The 20383-nt window shown below is 70.0% G+C and carries 21 protein-coding genes and 2 pseudogenes; 14 read left to right on the top strand and 9 right to left on the bottom strand.

Annotated features, from left to right (window positions below):
* Positions 1-18 precede the first annotated feature (18 nt).
* Complete coding sequence (locus tag ACFY15_RS07580; RefSeq protein WP_390825145.1) at positions 19-2466, top strand: DEAD/DEAH box helicase; 2448 nt, start codon at positions 19-21, stop codon at positions 2464-2466.
* Positions 2467-2568: 102 nt separating this feature from the next.
* Here ACFY15_RS07580 and ACFY15_RS07575 read toward each other — a convergent pair.
* The 6 genes and pseudogenes from ACFY15_RS07575 to ACFY15_RS07550 all read right to left on the bottom strand — a co-directional run.
* Positions 2569-2766 (bottom strand): annotated as a pseudogene (locus tag ACFY15_RS07575) (Rv3654c family TadE-like protein); the annotation flags it as partial.
* A 59-nt stretch (positions 2767-2825) separates the two neighbouring features.
* Positions 2826-3218 carry a TadE family type IV pilus minor pilin gene (locus tag ACFY15_RS07570; protein ID WP_390825144.1) on the bottom strand — a complete coding sequence of 131 codons (393 nt, stop codon included), beginning with the start codon at positions 3216-3218 and terminating at the stop codon, positions 2826-2828.
* The gene (locus ACFY15_RS07565) at positions 3205-3402 is read right to left on the bottom strand and encodes a DUF4244 domain-containing protein (RefSeq protein ID WP_390688114.1); all 198 of its coding nucleotides are present in this window, start codon (positions 3400-3402) and stop codon (positions 3205-3207) included. The genes ACFY15_RS07570 and ACFY15_RS07565 overlap by 14 nt, the downstream gene beginning before the upstream one ends.
* 87 nt (positions 3403-3489) lie before the next feature.
* Positions 3490-4272, bottom strand: a complete 783-nt coding sequence (locus tag ACFY15_RS07560; protein WP_390825143.1) for a type II secretion system F family protein — start codon at positions 4270-4272, stop codon at positions 3490-3492.
* Positions 4269-5153: a type II secretion system F family protein gene (locus ACFY15_RS07555; protein WP_390825142.1), complete on the bottom strand. Its 885-nt coding sequence runs from the start codon at positions 5151-5153 to the stop codon at positions 4269-4271. The genes ACFY15_RS07560 and ACFY15_RS07555 overlap by 4 nt, the downstream gene beginning before the upstream one ends.
* Positions 5150-5461, bottom strand: a pseudogene (locus ACFY15_RS07550) (ATPase, T2SS/T4P/T4SS family); the annotation flags it as partial. The gene ACFY15_RS07555 and the pseudogene ACFY15_RS07550, both read right to left, overlap by 4 nt.
* Positions 5462-5534: 73 nt before the next feature.
* Here ACFY15_RS07550 and ACFY15_RS07545 point away from each other — a divergent pair.
* From ACFY15_RS07545 to ACFY15_RS07490, 12 genes are all read left to right on the top strand, one after another.
* Positions 5535-7157 carry a recombinase family protein gene (locus ACFY15_RS07545; protein ID WP_390825141.1) on the top strand — a complete coding sequence of 541 codons (1623 nt, stop codon included), beginning with the start codon at positions 5535-5537 and terminating at the stop codon, positions 7155-7157.
* Positions 7154-7504, top strand: coding sequence for a hypothetical protein (locus ACFY15_RS07540; RefSeq protein ID WP_390825140.1), 351 nt, complete (start codon positions 7154-7156; stop codon positions 7502-7504). The genes ACFY15_RS07545 and ACFY15_RS07540 overlap by 4 nt, the downstream gene beginning before the upstream one ends.
* 648 nt (positions 7505-8152) lie before the next feature.
* Entirely contained in the window at positions 8153-8470 is a 318-nt protein-coding gene (locus ACFY15_RS07535; protein WP_390825139.1) for a hypothetical protein, read from the top strand.
* A 644-nt stretch (positions 8471-9114) separates the two neighbouring features.
* Positions 9115-9465 (top strand): hypothetical protein, encoded by a 351-nt coding sequence (locus ACFY15_RS07530; RefSeq protein WP_390825138.1) that lies wholly within the window; start codon positions 9115-9117, stop codon positions 9463-9465.
* Between the two features lie 391 nt (positions 9466-9856).
* Complete coding sequence (locus ACFY15_RS07525; protein ID WP_390825137.1) at positions 9857-10249, top strand: hypothetical protein; 393 nt, start codon at positions 9857-9859, stop codon at positions 10247-10249.
* 26 nt (positions 10250-10275) lie between these two features.
* Entirely contained in the window at positions 10276-11124 is an 849-nt protein-coding gene (locus ACFY15_RS07520) for a hypothetical protein (protein ID WP_390825136.1), read from the top strand.
* A 699-nt stretch (positions 11125-11823) separates the two neighbouring features.
* Positions 11824-12447: a hypothetical protein gene (locus ACFY15_RS07515; protein WP_390825135.1), complete on the top strand. Its 624-nt coding sequence runs from the start codon at positions 11824-11826 to the stop codon at positions 12445-12447.
* 173 nt (positions 12448-12620) lie between these two features.
* Entirely contained in the window at positions 12621-12887 is a 267-nt protein-coding gene (locus tag ACFY15_RS07510) for a hypothetical protein (protein ID WP_390825134.1), read from the top strand.
* On the top strand, positions 12868-13386 hold the full coding sequence (locus ACFY15_RS07505; protein WP_390825133.1) for a DUF6879 family protein: 519 nt from the start codon (positions 12868-12870) through the stop codon (positions 13384-13386). Before ACFY15_RS07510 ends, ACFY15_RS07505 begins: the two co-directional genes overlap by 20 nt.
* A 10-nt stretch (positions 13387-13396) precedes the next feature.
* Positions 13397-14245 carry a helix-turn-helix domain-containing protein gene (locus ACFY15_RS07500; protein ID WP_390825132.1) on the top strand — a complete coding sequence of 283 codons (849 nt, stop codon included), beginning with the start codon at positions 13397-13399 and terminating at the stop codon, positions 14243-14245.
* A 523-nt stretch (positions 14246-14768) separates the two neighbouring features.
* Entirely contained in the window at positions 14769-15008 is a 240-nt protein-coding gene (locus ACFY15_RS07495; protein WP_390825131.1) for a hypothetical protein, read from the top strand.
* 143 nt (positions 15009-15151) lie between these two features.
* Positions 15152-15361 (top strand): DUF397 domain-containing protein, encoded by a 210-nt coding sequence (locus ACFY15_RS07490; protein ID WP_390825130.1) that lies wholly within the window; start codon positions 15152-15154, stop codon positions 15359-15361.
* 162 nt (positions 15362-15523) lie between these two features.
* Here the strand turns inward: ACFY15_RS07490 and ACFY15_RS07485 are convergent, their stop codons facing one another.
* Together ACFY15_RS07485 and ssd are read right to left on the bottom strand one after the other, a co-directional pair.
* Entirely contained in the window at positions 15524-16510 is a 987-nt protein-coding gene (locus ACFY15_RS07485) for a TadA family conjugal transfer-associated ATPase (protein ID WP_390825129.1), read from the bottom strand.
* Positions 16507-17673 (bottom strand): septum site-determining protein Ssd, encoded by a 1167-nt coding sequence (gene ssd / locus ACFY15_RS07480; RefSeq protein ID WP_390825128.1) that lies wholly within the window; start codon positions 17671-17673, stop codon positions 16507-16509. Before ssd ends, ACFY15_RS07485 begins: the two co-directional genes overlap by 4 nt.
* Before the next feature lie 492 nt (positions 17674-18165).
* Here ssd and ACFY15_RS07475 point away from each other — a divergent pair, with 492 nt between their 5' ends.
* Positions 18166-19035, top strand: a complete 870-nt coding sequence (locus ACFY15_RS07475) for an HAD family hydrolase (protein WP_390688125.1) — start codon at positions 18166-18168, stop codon at positions 19033-19035.
* A 430-nt stretch (positions 19036-19465) separates the two neighbouring features.
* Here ACFY15_RS07475 and ACFY15_RS07470 read toward each other — a convergent pair whose 3' ends face one another.
* Positions 19466-20287, bottom strand: coding sequence for an oxidoreductase (locus ACFY15_RS07470; RefSeq protein WP_390688126.1), 822 nt, complete (start codon positions 20285-20287; stop codon positions 19466-19468).
* Between the last annotated feature and the right edge of the window lie 96 nt (positions 20288-20383).

The raw sequence follows: 20383 nt of genomic DNA, 5'->3' as shown, positions 1-20383 counted from the left end.
GAGGGATCGGCTGCCGCGATGGCATTCAATCACTTACCGGCAGGCGCGCACGACGCCTTGAGTCCATTGTCCCGCACTCCGGTGACACACTCGGTACCAATGGCCAACACTCACCGCCCCGGTCCGGCCACGGCACCGGAGGACCCGCGACCCACCCCCGGCGCCGTCCTGGACCGCCTGTCACGGGGGCCTTCCCGAGCTGCGCGCATCACCCATACGGAGCACTTGCCCCCTCGAAAGGGCCGTCATGCGGTCTGGCCGCACCGCGTCCGAACGGATGTGGTCGCGGCGATCCGGGCCGCGGGCATCGAACACCCATGGGAACACCAGGCGGCCGCCGCCGAGCACGCCCTGGACGGCGAGTCGGTGGTCGTCGCCACCGGAACCGCCTCCGGCAAGTCCCTGGCCTACCTGGCCCCCGTGCTTTCCGCCCTCGCCGACGGCGCCGAGGCGCCGAACGGGCGGGGTGCGACCGCCCTCTACCTGGCTCCGACCAAGGCTCTGGCGGCCGACCAGCGGCGGGCCGTCCGGGAGCTGGCCGCCCCTCTCGGAAACGCCGTGCGACCGGCCGTGTACGACGGGGACACGCCCGTGGAGGAACGCGAGTGGGTGCGCCAGTACGCCAACTACGTGCTGACCAACCCCGACATGCTGCACCGCGGCATACTGCCCTCCCACCCCCGCTGGTCCTCCTTCCTGAAGGCCCTGCGCTACGTGGTCGTCGACGAGTGCCACAGCTACCGGGGGGTATTCGGCTCCCACGTCGCCCAGGTACTGCGGCGGCTGCGCCGGCTGTGCGCCCGCTACGGCTCCGCGCCGGTGTTCCTGCTGGCCTCCGCGACCGCAGGCGACCCGGCGGCCGCCGCCTCCCGGCTGACCGGCGTACCGGTCACCGGGATCACCGACGACGCCTCGCCGCGCGGCGAGGTGGTCTTCGCCCTGTGGGAGCCGCCGCTGACCGAGCTCAAGGGCGAGAAGGGCGCCCCGGTGCGCCGCACCGCCACGGCGGAGACCGCCGACCTGCTGACCGACCTGGTCCTCCAGGGGGTCCGGACGGTGGCCTTCGTGCGGTCCCGGCGCGCGGCCGAGCTGATCTCCGTGATCGCCCGGGAACGGCTGGCGGAGGTCGACCGGTCCCTGCCCCGGCGGGTCGCGGCCTACCGGGGCGGCTACCTGCCCGAGGAGCGCCGCGCCCTGGAGCGGGCCCTGCACTCCGGGGAGCTGCTGGGGCTGGCCGCCACCACGGCCCTGGAGCTCGGCGTGGACGTGTCCGGCCTGGACGCCGTGCTGATCACCGGCTATCCGGGCACCCGGTCCTCGCTGTGGCAGCAGGCCGGGCGCGCCGGCCGGTCGGGACAGGGCGCCCTGGCCGTGCTGATCGCCCGCGACGATCCGCTGGACACCTACCTGGTCCACCACCCCGAGGCGCTCTTCCGGCAGCCGGTGGAGGCCACCGTGCTGGATCCCGACAACCCCTACGTGCTGGCCCCGCACCTGTGCGCGGCCGCCGCCGAGCTCCCCCTGACCGAGGCCGACCTCGACCTCTTCGGGCCGGCCGCGGCCGGGCTGATGCCGCAGCTGGAGGCGGCGAAGCTGCTGCGGCGGCGGACCGCGGCCTGGCACTGGACCCGCCGGGAGCGGGCCTGCGACCTGGCCGACATCCGCGGCGGCGGGGGCCGCCCGGTCCAGATCGTCGAGGCCGCGACCGGCCGCCTGCTGGGCACCGTCGACGAGTCCGCCTCCCACACCGCCGTCCACGACGGCGCCGTCCACCTCCACCAGGGCCGCACCTACCTGGTGCGCCGGCTGGACCTGGAGGAGTCCGTGGCCCTGGTCGAGGAGGCGGACCCGCCCTTCTCGACCACGGCCCGCGACACCACCTCGATCTCGATCCTGGAGACCGAGACGCAGATCCCGTGGGGCGGGGCCCGGCTCTGCTACGGCTCCGTCGAGGTCACCAACCAGGTCGTGTCCTACCTGCGCCGCAAGCTGATCACCGGCGAGGTGCTCGGCGAGGCCAAGCTGGACCTGCCGCCGCGCACCCTGCGCACCCGGGCTGTGTGGTGGACGGTCACCGAGGACCAGCTCGACGAGGCCCGGATCGACCCGGAGATCCTCGGCGGCGCCCTGCACGCCGCCGAGCACGCCTCCATCGGCCTGCTCCCGCTCTTCGCCACCTGCGACCGCTGGGACATCGGAGGCGTCTCCGTCCCGCTGCACCCTGACACCCTGCTGCCCACGGTGTTCGTCTACGACGGCCACCCGGGCGGCGCCGGCTTCGCGGAGCGGGCCTTCCACACGGCCCGGGAGTGGCTGACGGCCACCCGGGATGCCATCGCCGCCTGCGAATGCGAGGCGGGCTGCCCCTCCTGCATCCAGTCCCCCAAGTGCGGCAACGGCAACGACCCCCTCCACAAGCGCGGCGCGATCCGCCTCCTCACCCGCCTCCTCGCCCCCGCCCCCTGACCGCCCGCCGGGGGCCGCGGGCGGTCTCACGGGAGCCAGGGGCGGGCCCGCACGGGCCCGGACCGCGGGGGCGAAGGGACCGGCCCGGACCACCGCGGTCACCTCGGCCACCTCGCCCCCGACACGGCACCCTGCGACCTCGGCCCCCTGGGCCGCCGCCACCCGCCCGGCCGCCGCGCAGGCGTCCTGTGGGCCGTGCGCCCAGGTGGCCGCCGCCGCGAGGGCCGCCAGATCGGCCGCGGCGCCCGCCCGGTGCCGGGCAACCACCGCCTGCCCGAGCAGCAGCACGCCCCCGAACACCGCCACCAGCGCCGTCGCCACCACGGTGGCCCACACCGTCGCGGAGCCCCGGTCCCGGCTCACGGCGGCGGCCCGATGCTGTCCTCGGCCAGGGCCACCGCCCGCGCCCCGATCCGTACCGGCAGCCCGGCCGGACCCGGGGCGGGCGCCGCCACCCGCACCCGCCACAGGTCCCCGGTCCGCTCCAGCTCCACCCGCGCCCCCGGCGGGGCCGCCTGCCGGGCCGCCGCCAGAGCGGCCTCGACCGGTTCCGACCGGGCCGCCGCCCGGGCACCGGCCCGGGCGGCGTCCACACACCGGATCTGCGCGGCCGACGCCATCAGCGCCCACACCAGCAGCGCCGCGAACAGCACCAGGGCCGGAATGACGAGTGCCGCCTCCGCCGTCACGTAGCCCCGGTCCGCGGATCCCCTGTCCGCAAAGGGCGGCGGCTTTCGCTCAGAAGGGCGCATCGAGCGCCTTCCCGATGGTCGACTGGAGTGCCGCCGAGACCACGTCACTCGTCACCACCTTGTACAGAACCGCGGCGAACGCACAGGCCGCGATCGTGCCCATGGCGTATTCCGACGTCGACATTCCCGCGTCGCTCCCGCGACGCCTCAGAGCCGCCCGCAGACGAAACCCGGCGATCCTCATGACAACCTCCTGTGGGATTACGTTCTTGATGTGATTTCAGGTTTGTGATTCCGGAACTCCACGGCGAAGCACGGGGGCTTCGGGATTTCAGCCGGCCGACAGCAGACCGGACGCCATTCCGATCACCACCGGCGCCACCCCGACCGCGAGGAACGCGGGGAGGAAGCACAGCCCCACCGGCGCGGTGACGAGCACCGCGGCCCGCTGCGCCCGGGCGGCCGCCCGCCGGGAGCGGTCCGCCCTCAGGGCCGCCGCCAGCCGGGAGACGGGCTCCGCCGCCGGCGCCCCCGTCCGCGCGGCGCGCTCCAGGCACTCCGCCAGCGCCCGCGCCCCGGGTATCCCCGCCAGGCTCCCCCACGCCGCGCCCGGTTCACCGCCGAGCCGCAGCTCCGCCCCCGCGAGCGCCAGCCGCTCGCCCACCGGCCCGCCCAGCGACTCCCCCACCACCTCGGCCGCCTCCACCGGCCCCGCGCCCGCCGCGAGACAGGCGGCCAGCAGGTCGGCCGCGAACGGCAGCTCCCGTTCCGCCTCCCGGGGGTCGACCCCGGCGGGTGGCCGGGGCCGGAGCGACCACCACCGCACGACCGCCGCCGCAGCGCACCCGGCCGCCGGCCCCCACACCCCGCCGACCAGCGCCCAGCCCGCCAGCAGCGCCCCGGCGGGCCCCGCCCAGGCCACGGCCGCCGTCCCCACCCGGGGCACCCACCGCGGCCCGCGCCGCACAGGCTCCGCCACCGGTATGACCGCGGCGAGCCTGCGCCGCACCGCCCGCCGCCCCATCCGCGCCGACACGGCCGACGCCAGGCACCACACCGCCGCCGCCAGGCACAGCGCCGTCCCCAGGCTGTGGACCGCCGGCCCGCCCCTCACCGCTCCCCCATCCGTACGATCCGCCGGCACCACAGCAGCCCCAGCGCCTCCAGCACTCCGCCCGCCGCCAGGCAGCCCCACCCCACCGGGGAGTGCAGCAGCACCCGCAGCGGATCCGCCCCGAGCGCGGTCCCCATCAGCAGCCCCACCAGCGGCAGCAGCGCGAGCACCACCGCCGTCGACCTCGCTCCGGCCAGCTGGGCCCGCAGCGACTCCTTGCGGTCCCGCTCGGCCCGCAGGGCGCCCTCCAGCCGGTCCAGCCCCGCCGCGAGGCCCGCGCCGCCGTCCACCGAGACCCGCCAGCAGGCCGCCATCCCGGCCAGCCCCTCCGCGCCCGGCTCCCGCGCCGCCTCGCCCAGGGCGAAGGCCACGTCCCCGCCGAACGCCGCGGCCGCCAGGACGGCCGTCTCGGCCGGTCCCGGGCCGTCCGGAGAGGCCGCCGTACGCCGCAGCGCCGCCGTCAGCGCCGGCCCGGGCTGGGCACCCGCCCTCAGCTCCCCGACCACGGCCGTGCACAGGGCCACCACCGCGCCGGCCCGGGCAGCCCGCGCCCGCTCACGCTCCCGGGCCCGCAGCCACCGGCGCAGCAGCGGCACCGAGGCCGCCCCCAGCACCAGCGGGATCACCGAACCGCCGAGGACGGCGACCAGCACCCCGGCCGCGAGCGCCGCCCCCTCCCGCCACCGGGCGGCCCGCACCCGCGCCGCGGCCACCAGCCGCCATCCGGGGGACGGCCCGCCCGGCACGCCCGGAACTCCCCCCGTCAGCACCAGCCGGGCCCGGCGGGTCGCCCCACCGCCCCCGGCCAGCCCCCAGGCGGCCGCACCGGCGCAGAGCACCCCGGCGAACACCGGCACCGACCCGAGCGCCCCGGCGTTCACCGGGCACCCCGCAGCAGCGGACCGAGTCGCTCCCAGCCCCGCTCCCGTACGAAGCCCCGCGCTCCCCAGCGCAGCGCGGGGACCGTCACCACCAGCCCGGCCGGATCCCGCTCCAGCACATGCACCTCGGCCACCCGCCGGCGCCCCGACCGGTCCCGGACCAGATGGACCACGAGGGTCAGCGCGGCCGCCACCTGGCTGTGCAGGGCGGCCCGGTCGAGCCCGGCAGCGGTGCCGAGCGCCTCCAGCCGGGCCGGAACATGCTCGGCGGCATTGGCGTGGACCGTGCCGCAGCCCCCCGAGTGCCCCGCCTAACCGTGCATAGCGGTATGGCGCCGATTCGCCTCCCTCTACCGGGGGCGTGACTCGCTCGGGGTCCACATGAGCCAAAAGACCGTTGTCATCTACGACCGGCTGTCCCGCCTGTTCGCCGAGGAAGCACCCGACCACCGCATTGCCGCCTGCAAGGCGTACGCCGCACAGCGCGGGTGGAAGGTGGTGCACGTCGCCACCGATACGAACGTCAGCGGCGCGAGCAAGCTGGAAGACCGCCCCGGTATGCGGGAGGTACTGGCGTGGATGCCCCGCGCTGACTACGTGCTTGCCGCCAAGCTCGACCGGTACGCCCGCAGCGTCCTGGAGTTTCAGCGGCTCCTCGACGCAGCCAAGACCACCAACGCAACCGTGGTCACCGCCGATGGTGTGGTCAGCCCCGAAAACGCGTCCATCATCATCAACGTTCTCGCTGCGTTCGCCGAGTACGAGCGCGACATGATCAAGGCCCGCATCACAGCGAGCAAGGAACACTTTCGGGCGCGCGGTAACCACCTGGGCGGGCTGGCGCCGTACGGGTACCACGTCGTCGGTCCGATCAACGACAAGCGATGGGCCGTCGATGAGGCAGCCGCAGCGATCATCCGCGAATGCGCGGACAAGCTGATCAACCACGGGGCGACGCTCACGGGTCTTATGCACGACCTCAACGCTCGGGGCGTTCTTCCGCCCGCTGACCACGCACGCGCCCGCGACGGCCGCAAGCTGCGCGGAAACCGGTGGCACCTGAGCACGCTTCGGGACGTGCTCTACACCCCCGCCATGCGCGGTTGGCTTGTGCAGGCAGCACCCGGCGACAAGCGGGGCGCGCTGACCCACCAACCCGTACTGGATACCGAGGGCATCCCCCTGTCTGTGGGGCCGGAGATCCTCGACGGCGAGACGTGGGCGGCCGTCCGCGCATCTATCGACAGTCGGGCCGTAGGCCGTGGCAACGATCGCTCCCGCTCCGGAAAGTCGCCGCTGCTGCACGTGGCGCGCTGCTCCGAGTGCGACGGCCCGATGTACAGGCAGCGCCGCGCCGTCAAGGGCAAGGACTACAGCACGTACGTATGCCGCAAGGGCGTAGGCAAGCGCGGCATCCACGCCCCGAACGTGATCATCGCTCGCAACCTTGAAGAGACCGTGTTTGCGGACTTCCTGCGGCGGTTTGGCCGATTCAACTTGCAGCGCTGGGCGGAGCCTGACGGCAGCGCGGTACTCCAGCTCTCCGAGGTGACGACGCAGATTGAACGGCTCGCAGGAAACCTTGCACAGCTTGACCCGAACGGGACTGCGGCGCGCGTGGTCATCGCCCAACTGGGAACGCTGGAGAAGCGACAGGCGGACTTGCGCGCGGAGGCCAATCACGCCGAGGGCCGATGGGTGGACGCCGGGGGCACCGTGGCTGACGAGTGGGAGCGCCGTAACGAGGAAGGGCGGCGGGGCCTGCTCGCCGACATGGGGGCGCGGGTGGTGATCCGTCCGGCGACGCCGGGGGCACCGAAGCGGTTCGATCCCTCGCGGGTGTCCATGACGTTCGAGGGCCCGGCATGGGTTCGAGAGACCGACCCCGAAGCGGCGGAACTTGCGGCCATCGCTGCCGACGAGGCCGAGCCCGAAACGCTGTCAGCCTCGCCCCGTAATGTCCCGACCCAGAACCGCACAAAGACCATGGAGAGCACAGCGTGAGGCACCACCCGACCCCCGAGGAGATAGCCGCCGAACTCATCGCGACCGTGGCCGCGAACACCCCGGCCCGGCTCGCACAGCGGGAGCGGGAGGAGCGAGAGGCCGAGGAGCGCCGGAAGGCCGCAGCCGCCCGCAGGAAGGTCGAGAGGGAGCGGGCCGCACGCGCCGAGGCAGAGGAGCGGGAGCGGGCCGAGCGAGACGCCGAGAGGCTGCGCCAACGGGACGGCAGGCGGTCCGAAAAGCTTGCTGCGGCTGAGCAGTTGAAGCGGGTCAAGGAGGAACGCGCAGCGCGCATGAGAGCCGCTGTGGAGAGGGAGAGGCACAGGGCGGCCAGCAAGACCATGTAGGGCCACCTGAGAGCCAGTGAGAGCCTCGGTGAGGCATTTCCCCGCCGGGGCTTTCCCATGCCCGCAGACGGCCGTACAGCGGTTCACAGGAGCAGCCGAACTTTACATATTACCCATCGGTAACTTATGGCGCTTAACTGGCACCCCTCGTGCAGATCGGAACCGCTTACAGGAAAGACAGCGAGGAGGTGCGCAGTGCCCATCACGAACACGCTTGACCTTGAAATGCTCAGCGCCCGAATGGACTCATGGGCCAGCGAGGAGACGACAAAGCGCGGCCGACTCGTTCGGGCGTTCCGTAAGAATCTCGGGAACTCTCCCGACCTACAGGCAGCCCGGTTGGCACTGCTGGTCGGTTACGCCGAGAATCCCGCATAAACGTTCTGCCGCCCTCCCCAGAGAAACCCCCGTCACTCCCTGGCGGGGGTTTTCCCTGTCCTACTTTCACGGACTAACGCGGAATGACACTCGCCTTGCGCGGACTTTCGCGGGAACCAACCCAAGCCGCGTAGTCCTTACGCGGACTAACACGGAATGCCCCTGCACTTGCGCGGACATTCACGGAATCCACCACCCCGTCACATGCCCCTTACGCGGACTAACGCGGAATCGGGTACTACTTCCACGGACATTAGAGGAGACCAACCTATGAATAACAACCTTTCCACTCTCGGCAAGGGGAGCCGCGCCATGATCCGTCGCCACATCGCAGACGCCGAGCAGGCAACGCGAGAGGCCATGTTCACCGGCGACCCCGCAGCGTCCAGTGCTCACCAGTCCATCGTTTCAGCGCTGGAAATCGTCGATGCCCTGTTGTTCCCCGCTGACGGCTGCGCCGGTCCCGACTGCGTACACCCCGTACAGGACAAGGGGTTTGGTCGTCCGGCCCTGTACTGCGGGCAGCGCTGCCGGGATCGCGCCTCATACCGCGCACGTAAGCAGCGAGCGGCACAGCGGGAGGGGTGAGCCGGTCCCCCCCTTCTTCTTGTTTTTCTATCTCTGTTACGTAATGAAGAGTGTATGTACCTAGTTCCAGTCAGGGGCAATGGAAAGCAGCTCCTTAGATGGAACTAGGTACAACAGCAGCACTCTTCGTAACACCACGAGGAGCAACCAAAATGCTGACGTTTTCCCTGAGCTGCGTGATCTGTGACGGCCCGCTATCCGGGCGACAGGTTGTCGTATGTTCCCCCCGCTGTGCGCAGGCTCGTAAGCGCGCCGCCAAGATGACTGAGGCTGAGTACATGGCCCGGCTCGTGGGCCGTGACTGCGCATACTGCCGGGACGCTTTCGACCCCCGCACGGCGAGCCAGAAGTATTGCGATGCGAACTGTGCCGCTGCTGCTCAGCGAGAGTCCGAGGATGCGCGTTACGAGGCGGTCTGTGAACTGGACGGGTGCGAGGAGAACACCGGTTGGGACGGGGTAGGGGCACCGCGCCGGTTCTGCTGCAACGCGCACAAGCAAAAGGCGTACCGGCTCCGTAAGGCCGCTGAGAGGGAGCCTGCGGGCCGTTGATGAGTCGGGGGACTAACACCTGCTGCGGGGCACGTGAGGCCCTTAGAGGGGCGTAGGATGCCGCCTCACTGCAACCGAAGGGGAGGGGTTCCCGTGTCTGCTCTCAGCGATCCGTTCATCCGCTACGTGCTGGAACTGGAGAACAAATTTTCGGACGACACGCGGCGGGACATCGCGGATGGGTGGGACTTCAATCCCGACAGCATCCCGGGCCCCGTTGCGCTGGTGTACCGCATGGCTCAGCTCAAAGCGGATTGGGTCATCATGGATGAATTCTGGTCCGTGCTGGCCGACTATGCGCGAGAGCGGCCGGACGACGTTGTATCCGCTATGCGGGAGCTTGCCGACTGGAACATTGACTACGCCCCCATCGCGGATCGACAGAATCCCGTGCGTATCCGGTTGGCGCAGCTTGAAGCCGACGACGACTGGGTTACCCCCTGAGCCGGCCGTCACGATTGGGTGACCGAATTTCCACAGTCGGTCGGGTTTCATTGGCTCATGCGCTTCGCGCCTCTCGAAATCGTCCCCACTCACCTCCCTATAGGTAGGGGCGACGTTCGGCTGCCCCCTCGGGAAACTCGGTGTCTCTTTCTGGCGCGTGGCCGGTCGTCCTCTCCGTCGGCCGGTCATGTACCACCCCTTAACGTCAAGGGGTGGGTACCCCGCTTCCCTCCCTGCGGCTGCTCCCGCAATCCCCCTTAATTCTTCGGCGAGTTGATGTCACGCGCGCACACAGCGGCGGACTCCTCGCCGGTGGGCCCCCTTGCCCGCTGTGGTCTGAGCAGAGACCCGGCGAGTAAGGGGGTTTTTTTCGTACCCGAAAGGAATCCCCATGACTACCTGGGAAGGTGCGGCCGTTCAAGGTGGCGGCGGCTCTACGTCTTATGACAAGGAATACGCCCGCCGCTGGTCCCGTAGTCGCGCGGCAAACAGCAGCGTTGATCGCTTCGACCACTACGAGGAAAAGGCACGGGCGCGGGAGGCTGCCCAGCGAGAGGCTGATGAATACCGCGAGCGAATCCGCGTAATGCACGAGATAGACGAGCGGGACGGTGCACTAAAGGCGTTCCGCGCTGATGACCCGGAGCCGCGCACGCCTGGCCCGGACGCTGACGACTTTCTAGAGCGCATGACGGAACACGACGCATGGACAAAGCGCCGTAACAAATACCTAGCGCGTGTCGAGGGTGAGGCGCTAGCCGCCCGCATCGGCCGTCGTTGGTAACCCCGTAAACCCCGAGAGGAAACCCCATGTTTGAGCTTGCTCCAAGTAATATCCGTATCGCTCTCGATTCGGCCGACCGCACTAAGGCGCGTGTCGCTGAGCTAGAGGGCAAGGTGAACCGGGCAAAGCACCCGGACGAGATCCTTACTGATAGCGTTTTCGCTCTTGCGTCCGGCCCGCTGCACGACGACCTGGCCCCGGCCGTGGCTGCTGAGCGGTGGGAAAAGGTTCTCGACGCGTACGCTGCTTGCGAGGATCTGGCCGACCGTTGGAATTCCCTAGAGGCCGAGGTCGAGAACGTACGCGCGAATGCCGTCAAGAAGGGCGCTGAGGCGATCCGGACCGGTAAGAAGGCCCCGAGTGTCGCCGCTGCAATTCTGGACGCTGAGACGGCCCTAGAGAGCTGTTCTCTCGTGCTTACCGAGTCCGTGGCCGATCTACGTAAGGCCCGGTCGGCATATGACGTGCTGTGGCGAGACCGTAAGTTCCTGACCACGTACCGGGATGCCGTCATTGCAGATTTCAAGGAGCAGCGAGTAAAGGTGGCCGAGGCGTACAGCGAGATTGCCGGTGCCATTGGCGAGGCGCGTCGCCGTTACGCCGTTCTGCATGACCTTACAGTGAATCACCTAGACGCAATTCCCGATGAGTCTTACCGCTGCCTGCCATTGCGGGGTACGGGCTGGGCGCACGCTGATCTAACGACGTCCCTAGACACGATTCACCGGCAGGTCAACGAGACTTCCCCGCTGCTCTCTGGTGACTTCCTGGCAATGCCGCTAGGCGAGATTGCCGATAAGGCCGAGGAGCTAGCCGAGGAGCGTATGGGGACGCGCGAAAACGAGTGGGCTGTAGAAGGTTGGACGCGCAGCTAGGCGCCGCGATTCAAGCGGGGTCGGGCACTAGTCGGCTCGGCCCCGCTGTGCACGAAAGGACCCGCGCTTATGGCATGGGAGACCAGTAACCGGCGTTCCCGTCTACCGGCCAATTGGGCCAAGCTGCGACAGCGCGTAATTCGACGGGCCGGGGGTCGCTGTCAGGCCGTCCTACTCGACACCGGCCAGCGCTGCGGAGAAGCGGGCACGGACGTTGACCACGTAGTCCAGGGCGACGACCACAGCCTAGACAATCTGCAATTGCTGTGTCGCTGGCATCACACGCGAAAAACTCAGGATGAGTCAGCAGCAGCACGCGCGCTGAATCCCCGGCCACGAATTGAGATCCCCAGGGTGCAGCGGGAGGCCACGCCCGACCCTTGGTGATCCTCGCTGTGAGCGCTGCGACTCTTTGGGTTCGTCTCGAATTTCGCGCTGCGTGACTGCCGGCCCAGGCCACAGAAAGTGACCATAGGGGTGCGGGGGTACCCCAAAATGGCCCTTTTCCGGATCGCTAGCGTTTAGCATCCCTGCCCCGGTACAGGTTTCCAAGTCGCCGAACGCCCCGCCGCTTACACAGCGCACAGACCGCCCCTTAACGTTAAGGGGTGGGCCAGCTATGTTACCGGCCAGTAGGAATGTTAGGCGGGTTCTCCGAAATAGCTATCCCGCTGTTTCGCTTGGCGTTATTCTGCCCGCATGTCAGATGAGTTTGTGGGTAGGTTCCGTTCGGGACGCATGGTCGGTAACCGGCCGGAGAGCCTTGCGACTTGGCGAGTAACGACCGGAGACCCCGAGATTGCCGAAAAGGTTTCTGAACTCATGGGCGGCACTCCTGCCGAGTGGGAAACCAGCGGCGAGGACTTCAATGAGGTTGTGACCCAGCTCGATAAGGTCCTGATCGTCATTGAGGGGCCCAATGCTCTTACGATGGAAAATTGCCAGTGGGGTCATTCGGGTCTCATCCATCACTGTGATGGCGTTGAGTCCCTGATGGAAAAGAACAAGGGTCAGCCGTGCGGTTGCCCTCCCCTCATGGAGGATCGCAAGGCACAGGCCAAGTCTGGCCGTGGTCCGGCACCGGACACGAACCTTGTGTTCCGTCTCGCCGAGGATTACGACCTTGGCAAGTTCCGTTTCAAGTCGGCCTCTTGGAAGCTTGCGGAGGTTGTCCACGAGATTGACGAGGCGCTGTCTCGTCACAAGGGTGAGGTTCTGGCGGAACTTTGCCTCGAACTCGTGGAGTTCACCACGAAATCGGGTCAGGGGGTGCGCTACCGAAAGCCGATGATCACCGTCCTGAGCGCACACGATCCGGCTTGACCCCTTGGCCCCCGGTGGCCTCCCCTCGCTGGGGTGGTTGTCGGGGACCCGCCCCGTTTCTGAGGCCCCTTCGTCTCAGGCCCACAGCGTGACTGCCTGTCCTCTTGCGCTGATCACGCGCAGGAGTGACGCTCATGCACACCCGTGCAACCGACTCGGTAGAGGAGTGCCCAATGGCCCTAAAGTTCCTGGGGATTTGGCCCAACACCCCGGATGACGGCTCGCCCACGATCTGGCTGGAGGAGGAGACAGGAGACCTGATCATCCAGTCGTGGAAGGCGGACGAGAAGACGATCCGGCAGGCAGAGGAAGTCGGCTCGGTGCCGGGCCACTCCACGGACGTTCCGGAGCACGAGACTGTGATCCGGCTTCCCGCGAACATGCTCCAGTTCATCCCCCGCCCGGACAGTGAGGACAACGGTGGCAACAGCGGTACGTGAGTGCCTCGCAAAGGCGCAGCGCTCAGCGATGCACCTTGAGATGCGAGACAGCTACATGCGGGATGATCCGGAGTTCATCCGCTGGCAGGAGGGGCACCGGTACGACCCGGCCGACCGTGAGTCGTGGTGGCGGTCGTGGCTGGACGTGGTGGCCGAGACGACCGGCCGAGGGGTCCACATGCGGCGGCTGCGCGTCGTCTCCGAGCCGCTGAGCGACTACGTCCGGTACGAGTACGACGGCACTTTTACGAACGTCGCAGCGGGTGAGGACGTGCGTTGGCTGCCTCGCTCGCGGGCGCGTGATCTGTTGCTCCCCGCGCTGGACGGGTGGGTCATGGATGAGGAAACCGTGATCCTCCACCACTTCAGCGGAGAGGGTCAGTGGACCGGCCCGCGCATGGAGGTCGTGCACGATCCGGCATTGGCCGCGCAATACGTCACGGCGTACGAGGCAGCGTGGGAGCGCGCGATTCCTCACGCGGAGTACCGGCCCGCCTGATCACGCACACATGGCTGTCTCTGCATCTTCCAGTGCCCAGCAGGCCCGGCAGGCTCTCGCGGATCGTCTCGCGGAACTCTGCCGGGATGCTGGCCTGTCCGGACTCGACCTAGCCGAGCGCTGTGGGTGGAGCCGGTCCAAGTCGTCCCGGATTATGAACGCCAAGACACCCCCGTCCGCTGACGACATCCGGGCATGGTGCACGGCGTGCGGGGCCGAGGATCAGACCGAGGATCTGATTGCCTCGCTGCGGACGGCCGAGGGCATGTGGGTTGGCTGGCGGCGCATGGAGCGGGCCGGACTCAGGCAGGCGCAGGAAGCCCGCTTGCCGCTGTACCAGCGGACCCGCCGTTTCCGGTCCTACTCGTCATGGCTCGTACCCGGCGTGATCCAGACGCAGCCGTACACCACAGCGGCTCTCCAAGCGATCCAGAAACGGCGCGGCCTGGTGGACGACGTGGCCGACGCTGTGGCCGCCCGAATGGAACGTCAGCGGGTGCTGTACGAGGGTGATCGGCGGTTCGCGTTCCTCGTTGAGGAGTCGGTGTTGCGGGCCGGTATCGGTGGCGCTGAGGTCATGTCCGGGCAGCTTGGCCACCTAATCTCGATTGCCTCACTTCCCAATGTCAGCTTGGGAGTTGTGCCCATGCGGCCGGATCGGGAGCGTTGGCCGGCTGAGGGGTTCTGGATCTATGACACGGCCCAAGTCAACGTCGAGTTGATCTCTGGCTACCTCACGCTCACGCAGCCGAGCGAGGTAGGCATGTACGCCGAGACGTTCGCCGAACTGGCAACTCTGGCCGTCTACGGGGCTCCCGCTCGTACGTTGATCACATCGGCGCTGGATGCCCTCGGGTAACTCGCGTGCAACCTCATGCACACTCATGGCAGTTGGGGTTCCAGCCTCTCTAGCGTGATTCCTCTCGGACCACGTGAGGGGACGGCGGCGATCATGAAGACGCAGACGACGCAAGAGCGACCCGTAGAACTCCCGCTGAGGCTTGAGCCCGACCCCGCGCCGGTGCCGGGGTGCGCGCACTGCGACAAGGTGGCGAGCGACCGAGACCGAGCCAAGGCGAACGGCGACGGTAGCGCTGTTAGTGACTGCAACGTGCGGTTGCGGCTGCACCTCGGGGACGCGCACGCATGAGCGCCCCTGTGAAGCCACAGCAGCGCCGTACGCGCGCACTCCCGGGGCCTGAGCTAGTCAGCCTCATAGGAGACGCCACAGGCCCGTACGCGGGCTCTCCGGCCGGTTGGTGGACTCAGTACGGCGGAGCGCTGGACGTGTCCTCGGGTGTGGTCTACCTCCCCGGCCCGCTGCACCCGCCGTCCCGCTGGCACACGGACTGTCCCAACTGCGTACCGATGAAGGATGACCAGTGACCCGCGCTACCTACCGCTTCCGTGAACACGTGCTGACCCCGGACACCGGTCCCGACTCCGACCCGTGGCAGTACGCCATGGAGTGCAAGGGGTGCGGCCAGCGCAACGGGAGCAGCGGGAGCGCCGAGGACGGCACCGAATGGGCCGCTGATCATCTCAAGGGCAACCCCGGTCACCTCACGTACCGGGAGATCATCACCCGCCCTTACCGGTTCGAGCCGGGGGCGTGGCTGTGATGACCGGTACCCGCTGAGTTCCCGGCTCCGTTCGCTGTCGGCAGCGTACGGGGCACGGGGCACGTTCCCGCCCCTTTCGCGCTGTCGCCGATTCAGCGCGGTCGGGGCGGGCTCCACAACACCGACGAAGGGAAGTACGCACCATGACCGGACGCCCCGAGTTCGAGTTCGTCAAGACGGCCGCGTGCCGTGACGCCCGTGTGAACAACTGCCCCGAGGTCGCGACCAACGTTCCCGGCGTCGTCGCCTTGCGTGACAGCAACCGGCCGGACATCGTCGTTACGTACACGGCCGCTGAGTGGGCGGACCTGAGCGCCGCCATCAAGGGCGGAGAGTACGACCTGAGCGTCTGAGAGAAGGTCCCGTGAGCCGGTGCCCGCGCTGTGCCGACGAGTGCCCCAGCGACCCCGAGAACGGGTTGCCGTGGTGCGCGCGGTGCGGGGCGTTCTTCGGGCTCTCGCTGCCCGCCTGCCGGGGCCTGTGGTGGACGCGCAACGCTGCCACTCGTCAGCCGGTCAGGCCGCGCCAGCACTGAGCGGGACGACTCCCCAGCGGCCCCGTCCGTGTGCCTCCCCCGTGGCACGTGGGCGGGGCTTTCTCCTATCAAGCGCCCCGATGATCGCCCAATGTGTGTACGGTTTACTCAGGCACTCACCTTCGTGCCCGGTGTTCAGGGCGGCCAGCAGATCGGCCACCTCGCCACCGCGGACCTCGCCGACCACCAGCCGGTCGGGGCGCATCCGCAGGGCCTGCCGCACCAGGTCGGCCAGTGTGACCAGCCCCGCGCCCTCCTGGTTGGCGGGCCGCGTCTCCAGCCGCACCACATGGGGGTGGTCCGGCCGCAGTTCGGCGGAGTCCTCGGCCAGCACGATCCGTTCGGCCGGCCCGACCAGTCCGAGCAGGGCGCTGAGGAGAGTGGTCTTGCCCGTGCCCGTCCCGCCCGAGACGAGGAAGGACAGCCGGGCCTCGACCATGGCCCGCAGCAGCCGCTGCCCGCCCGGCGGCAGGGTTCCGGCGGCGACCAGCTCGTCCAGCGTGAACGCCTTCGGCCGCACCACCCGCAGCGACAGGCACGCCGACCCGACGGCCACCGGCGGGAGGACGGCGTGCAACCGGGTGCCGTCCGGCATCCGGGCGTCCACCCAGGGCCGGGCGTCGTCCAGCCGCCGCCCCGCGACGGCGGCGAGCCGCTGGGCCAGCCTCCGTACGGCCTCGGCGTCGGGGAAGGTCACCGCTGTCAGCTCCAGTCCGCCGCCCCGGTCCACCCACACCCGGTCCGGGGCGGCGACCAGCACGTCGGTCACCCCGGGATCGTCGAGCAGCCGCTCCAACGGGCCCGCGCCGACGAGTTCGGACCGCAACTCGGCCGCCGTGCCCAGCACTTCCGCGTCCCCGAGCAGCCGGCCCTGCGCCCTCAAGGCCGCCGCGACCCGGGCGGGCGTGGGCTCGGCACCGCTCTCGGCGAGCCGTCGGCGGACGGCGTCCAGCAGCACCGCGCTCATGCCGGCACCCCCTGCGCGGAGCCGAGCGCCCGCTGCCAGAACCCGTCGCAGAACCGGGCCAACGCGCCCCGGGCGCCCGGGGGTTCCCCTTCGGCCACCCGCCCCGGGAGCCCCACCTCCACCGGCACCTCGCCGGCCAGCGGCGCCCCCAGCAGCCCCGCGACCGCTTCGGCGTCGAGCCCCTGCCGGCAGCGGCCCCGCACGACCACGCGGACGTCCCGGGCCACCATCCGCACCCCGGCGGCGACCCGACCGGCCGCGGCCACCGACCGCAGTTCGCCGGGGACCACCAGCAGGACGAGATCCAGCTGGGCGAGTACCTCCGCCACGGCCTCGTCCACCCGGCGGGGCAGGTCGACCACGACCACCCCGCCCCGCCTGCGCGCGGCGGCGACGACCGACCGCATCGCGGCGGGCGGTACCACCACCCGGTCGCCGCGGTCCCAGCTGAGCACCCGCAGCGCATGCAGCTCGGGGAGGGATTCCTCCAGCGCTCCGGCGCCGACCCGGCCGCGGGAGGCGGCGAAGTCCGGCCAGCGCAGCCCCTCGGCGCCCTCCCCGCCGAGCAGGACATCCATGCCCCCGCCGAGGGGGTCCCCGTCGACGAGGATGGTGCGCTCCCCGGCCCGGGCGGCCCGCAGCGCGAGGGCGCAGGCGAGGGTGGACGCACCGGCTCCGCCGCTGCCGCCGACGACCCCGACGGTGAGGGCGGGCCGGCCGGCCCCTTCGACGACGTCGGCGAGGCGGTCGACGAGCCGGTTCTCGGCGTCGGGCAGCCTCAGCACCCCCTCGGCGCCGATCTCCACCGCCCGCTGCCACACGAACGGGTCGTCGAGGTCCCGGCCGACGAGGAGGACCCCGTGCCGGCGCGGCGCCCCGCGGACCCGGCGCGCGGCGTCGTCCCCGACCAGGACCAGCGGGGCGGTCTCCCAGCCTGCGCCCGCACGGGACCCGGCGGTGGCCGCACCGTCCCCTTCGGCCCGGCCGTCCCCGGCGGCACTCCGCTCCGGGACCGCGTGGTGCACATGCGGCTCGGCGCCCGCGGCGGCGCACAGCCGCAGCAGATCGTCGAGCAGCAGCGGGTCCTCGGTGATGATCAGCGGTCGCCCGCCCGCCGGCCCGGCTCCCGCGGTCCGGGCGGCCAGCCCGCTCCCACCCGCCACGACGGGCCCCCGCGCTTCACACGACTTCGATCCAGCCACGATCTCCGCCCCCTTCTCGCTGCAAATCCACACGCCGCGGACTTCGCGGCTGGAATCACGGTGCAGGGATCGGGAAAAAGAAGTGGATCTTGCTGGAAAACTGTGGACAAGAAGGCACTTGTGAATATCTTCTCCACCCCGGCGGGTGAGTTCCGGAGTGCGCCGGAACAACTACGCAGCGTGACGCGTCGGAGGGTGTGAGGGCCCGCGCCGGGCGGGTCCGACGAAGCGGAAGGGCCGGGAAGATGTCCGTCAAAGACAGGGGACGGGGAGCGCAAACCGCATCCGGACATGCGACGACCCCCGCCGGGGGGGAGAGCGGGGGTCGTCCCCACAGTCCGACTCGGGGGGGGAGGAGTCAGACCGGGTTAGCACGGTCGCGAACGATCCGTGACTTCCATGGTGTACCCGAGAGCCTTCTCAGGCAAACCCACGCGCCACACCTTACGCCGAATGGTGGGCGCATATGCTCGGGTCGTGGAAAATCAGCCCTTGCCGCACTCCTCGCCTCGGACCGCCGCCTTCTTCGACCTGGACAAGACGGTCATTGCGAAGTCCAGCGCCCTGACGTTCAGCAAGTCCTTCTATCAGGGTGGCCTGATCAACCGTCGGGCCGTGCTGCGGACCGCGTACACCCAGTTCATCTTCCTGGCCGGCGGCGCCGACCACGACCAGATGGAACGGATGCGCGAGTACCTGTCGGCCCTCTGCAAAGGGTGGAACGTCCGGCAGGTGCGGGAGATCGTCGCCGAAGCACTGCACGACCTGATCGACCCGATCATCTACGACGAGGCCGCGTCCCTCATCGAGGCCCACCACACCGCGGGCCGCGACGTGGTGATCGTCTCGAGCTCCGGCGCCGAGGTCGTCGAGCCCATCGGCGAGATGCTCGGCGCGGACCGGGTCGTGGCCACCCGCATGGTGGTCGGTGAGGACGGCTGCTTCACCGGGGAGATCGAGTACTACGCCTACGGGCCCACGAAGGCGGAAGCCGTACGGGAGCTGGCCGAGTCCGAGGGCTATGACCTCGCTCGGTGCTATGCGTACAGCGACTCGATCACCGATGTGCCGATGCTGGAGGCCGTCGGGCATCCGCACGCGGTCAATCCCGACCGGGCCCTGAGGCGTGAGGCGGTCGCGCGCGAGTGGCCGGTGCTGGTGTTCAGCAAGCCGGTGCGACTGAAGCAGCGGCTGCCCGGGTTCTCCGTCCCCGCGCGGCCCGCGCTCGTCGCCGCCGCAGCGGTCGGCGCCGCGGCGGCCACCGCCGGACTGGTCTGGTACGCGAGCCGCCGACGGGCCGCCGCGGCCCTCGCGTCGGCCTGAGCCCATCCGCGTTCCGGGCCGAAGAATCGTCCCGGCATGGAGCGATATGGGCTGTCCGAATCACCCAGAATCGCCCCGGAAAGTAAAGAACTCGGGCCAGGGGTTTCACTCCACCTCGAAGCGAGGTACAAAGGATTCACGGCCCGCGAGACCAAAGAACATCCGAGAGGATCATCTTTAAAACGCAGTAAGGCCCACGGACCGAAGCAGGAGCGCCGAGCACCCACGCGACGTCGACCCGTCGATTACGGGCCAGCCGCACCAGGCCACGGGCAAAGTACCCGGCCTGATGGGCATCATCGAGGACGCTTGGTAACTGGGCGCGAATGCCAGCGGCGACACCAGAGCAGTACGGTGTCGCCGCAACCCGTTGCCCGGGCGGCCGGCACACACCACGCCCCGCCCGCCCCGGGCCCGAGGCGACCCGGACCTACGCCGCGCCGCGCTGGAGCGCCTCGCAGACCGCCGTCGACTCACGCGCACCGAGCTCGACCGCGCGGCCGCAGTGCGCGATCCAGGCCGCCATCCCGTCCGCGGTGCCGGAGACATAGCCCCTGAAGGCCTCCAGGTAGGCCTCCGGCCCCTGTTCGGCGTGCCCGACCTCCGCCGGGCAGATCGCCTTCGGGTCCAGACCGCTGTTGATCAGCACGATCCGCTCCGCTGCCCGCGCGACCAGGCCGTTGTACGAGGCGAAGGGGCGCAGGGCCAGCAGCTCACCATGCACTACCGCGGCGGTGACCAGGGCCGGAGCCGACCCGCCCGCGACGACCACCCTCGACAGCCCGTCGAGCCGGCCCGCGACCTCGTCGGCGTCCGGAAGCGGAAGATCGACCAGCGGCTCGTCCACCGGCTCACCGGCCAGGCGCGGACGGCCCACCACGTCCCCCGCTTCGGCCGAACCGGACGCGACCAGGTGAAGCCGGGCCAGGACCCGCATCGGCGACTGGCGCCAGATGCTCAGCAGTTGGCCGGCCTCCGCCGTCAGGCGCAGGGCCGCGCCGACCGCCAGCGCCTCCGGGTCCGCGCCGAAGTCGGTCCGGCGGCGCACCTCCTCCAGCGCCCAGTCGGCTCCCGACAGCGCCGCGCTCCCCCGGGCGGCGCGCAGCGCGGCCTCCGAGGTGATCTCACCGCTGCGCCGGCGCATGACCCGGTGCCCGTAGACCCGGTCCACGGCCTTGCGTACGGATTCCACGGACTCTGCGACGCCCGGGAGAACACCCAGGGCCGCCAGCGGGTCAGAAGCGCTACTCATAAGTAGGGAGCCTACGCACTGCGGACCCATAGCACCGACCCCTCCTTGGAGTGGTCTTCTTCACTCACCTTGACAACACCCCGCTGTCGATCAACT

Origin of the sequence: Streptomyces sp. NPDC001373 (assembly GCF_042895815.1) — a bacterium.
GTDB lineage: Bacteria > Actinomycetota > Actinomycetes > Streptomycetales > Streptomycetaceae > Streptomyces.
The sequence above is the reverse complement of the archived record's forward strand: the minus strand, read 5'-3'. Positions and strand labels throughout refer to the sequence as shown.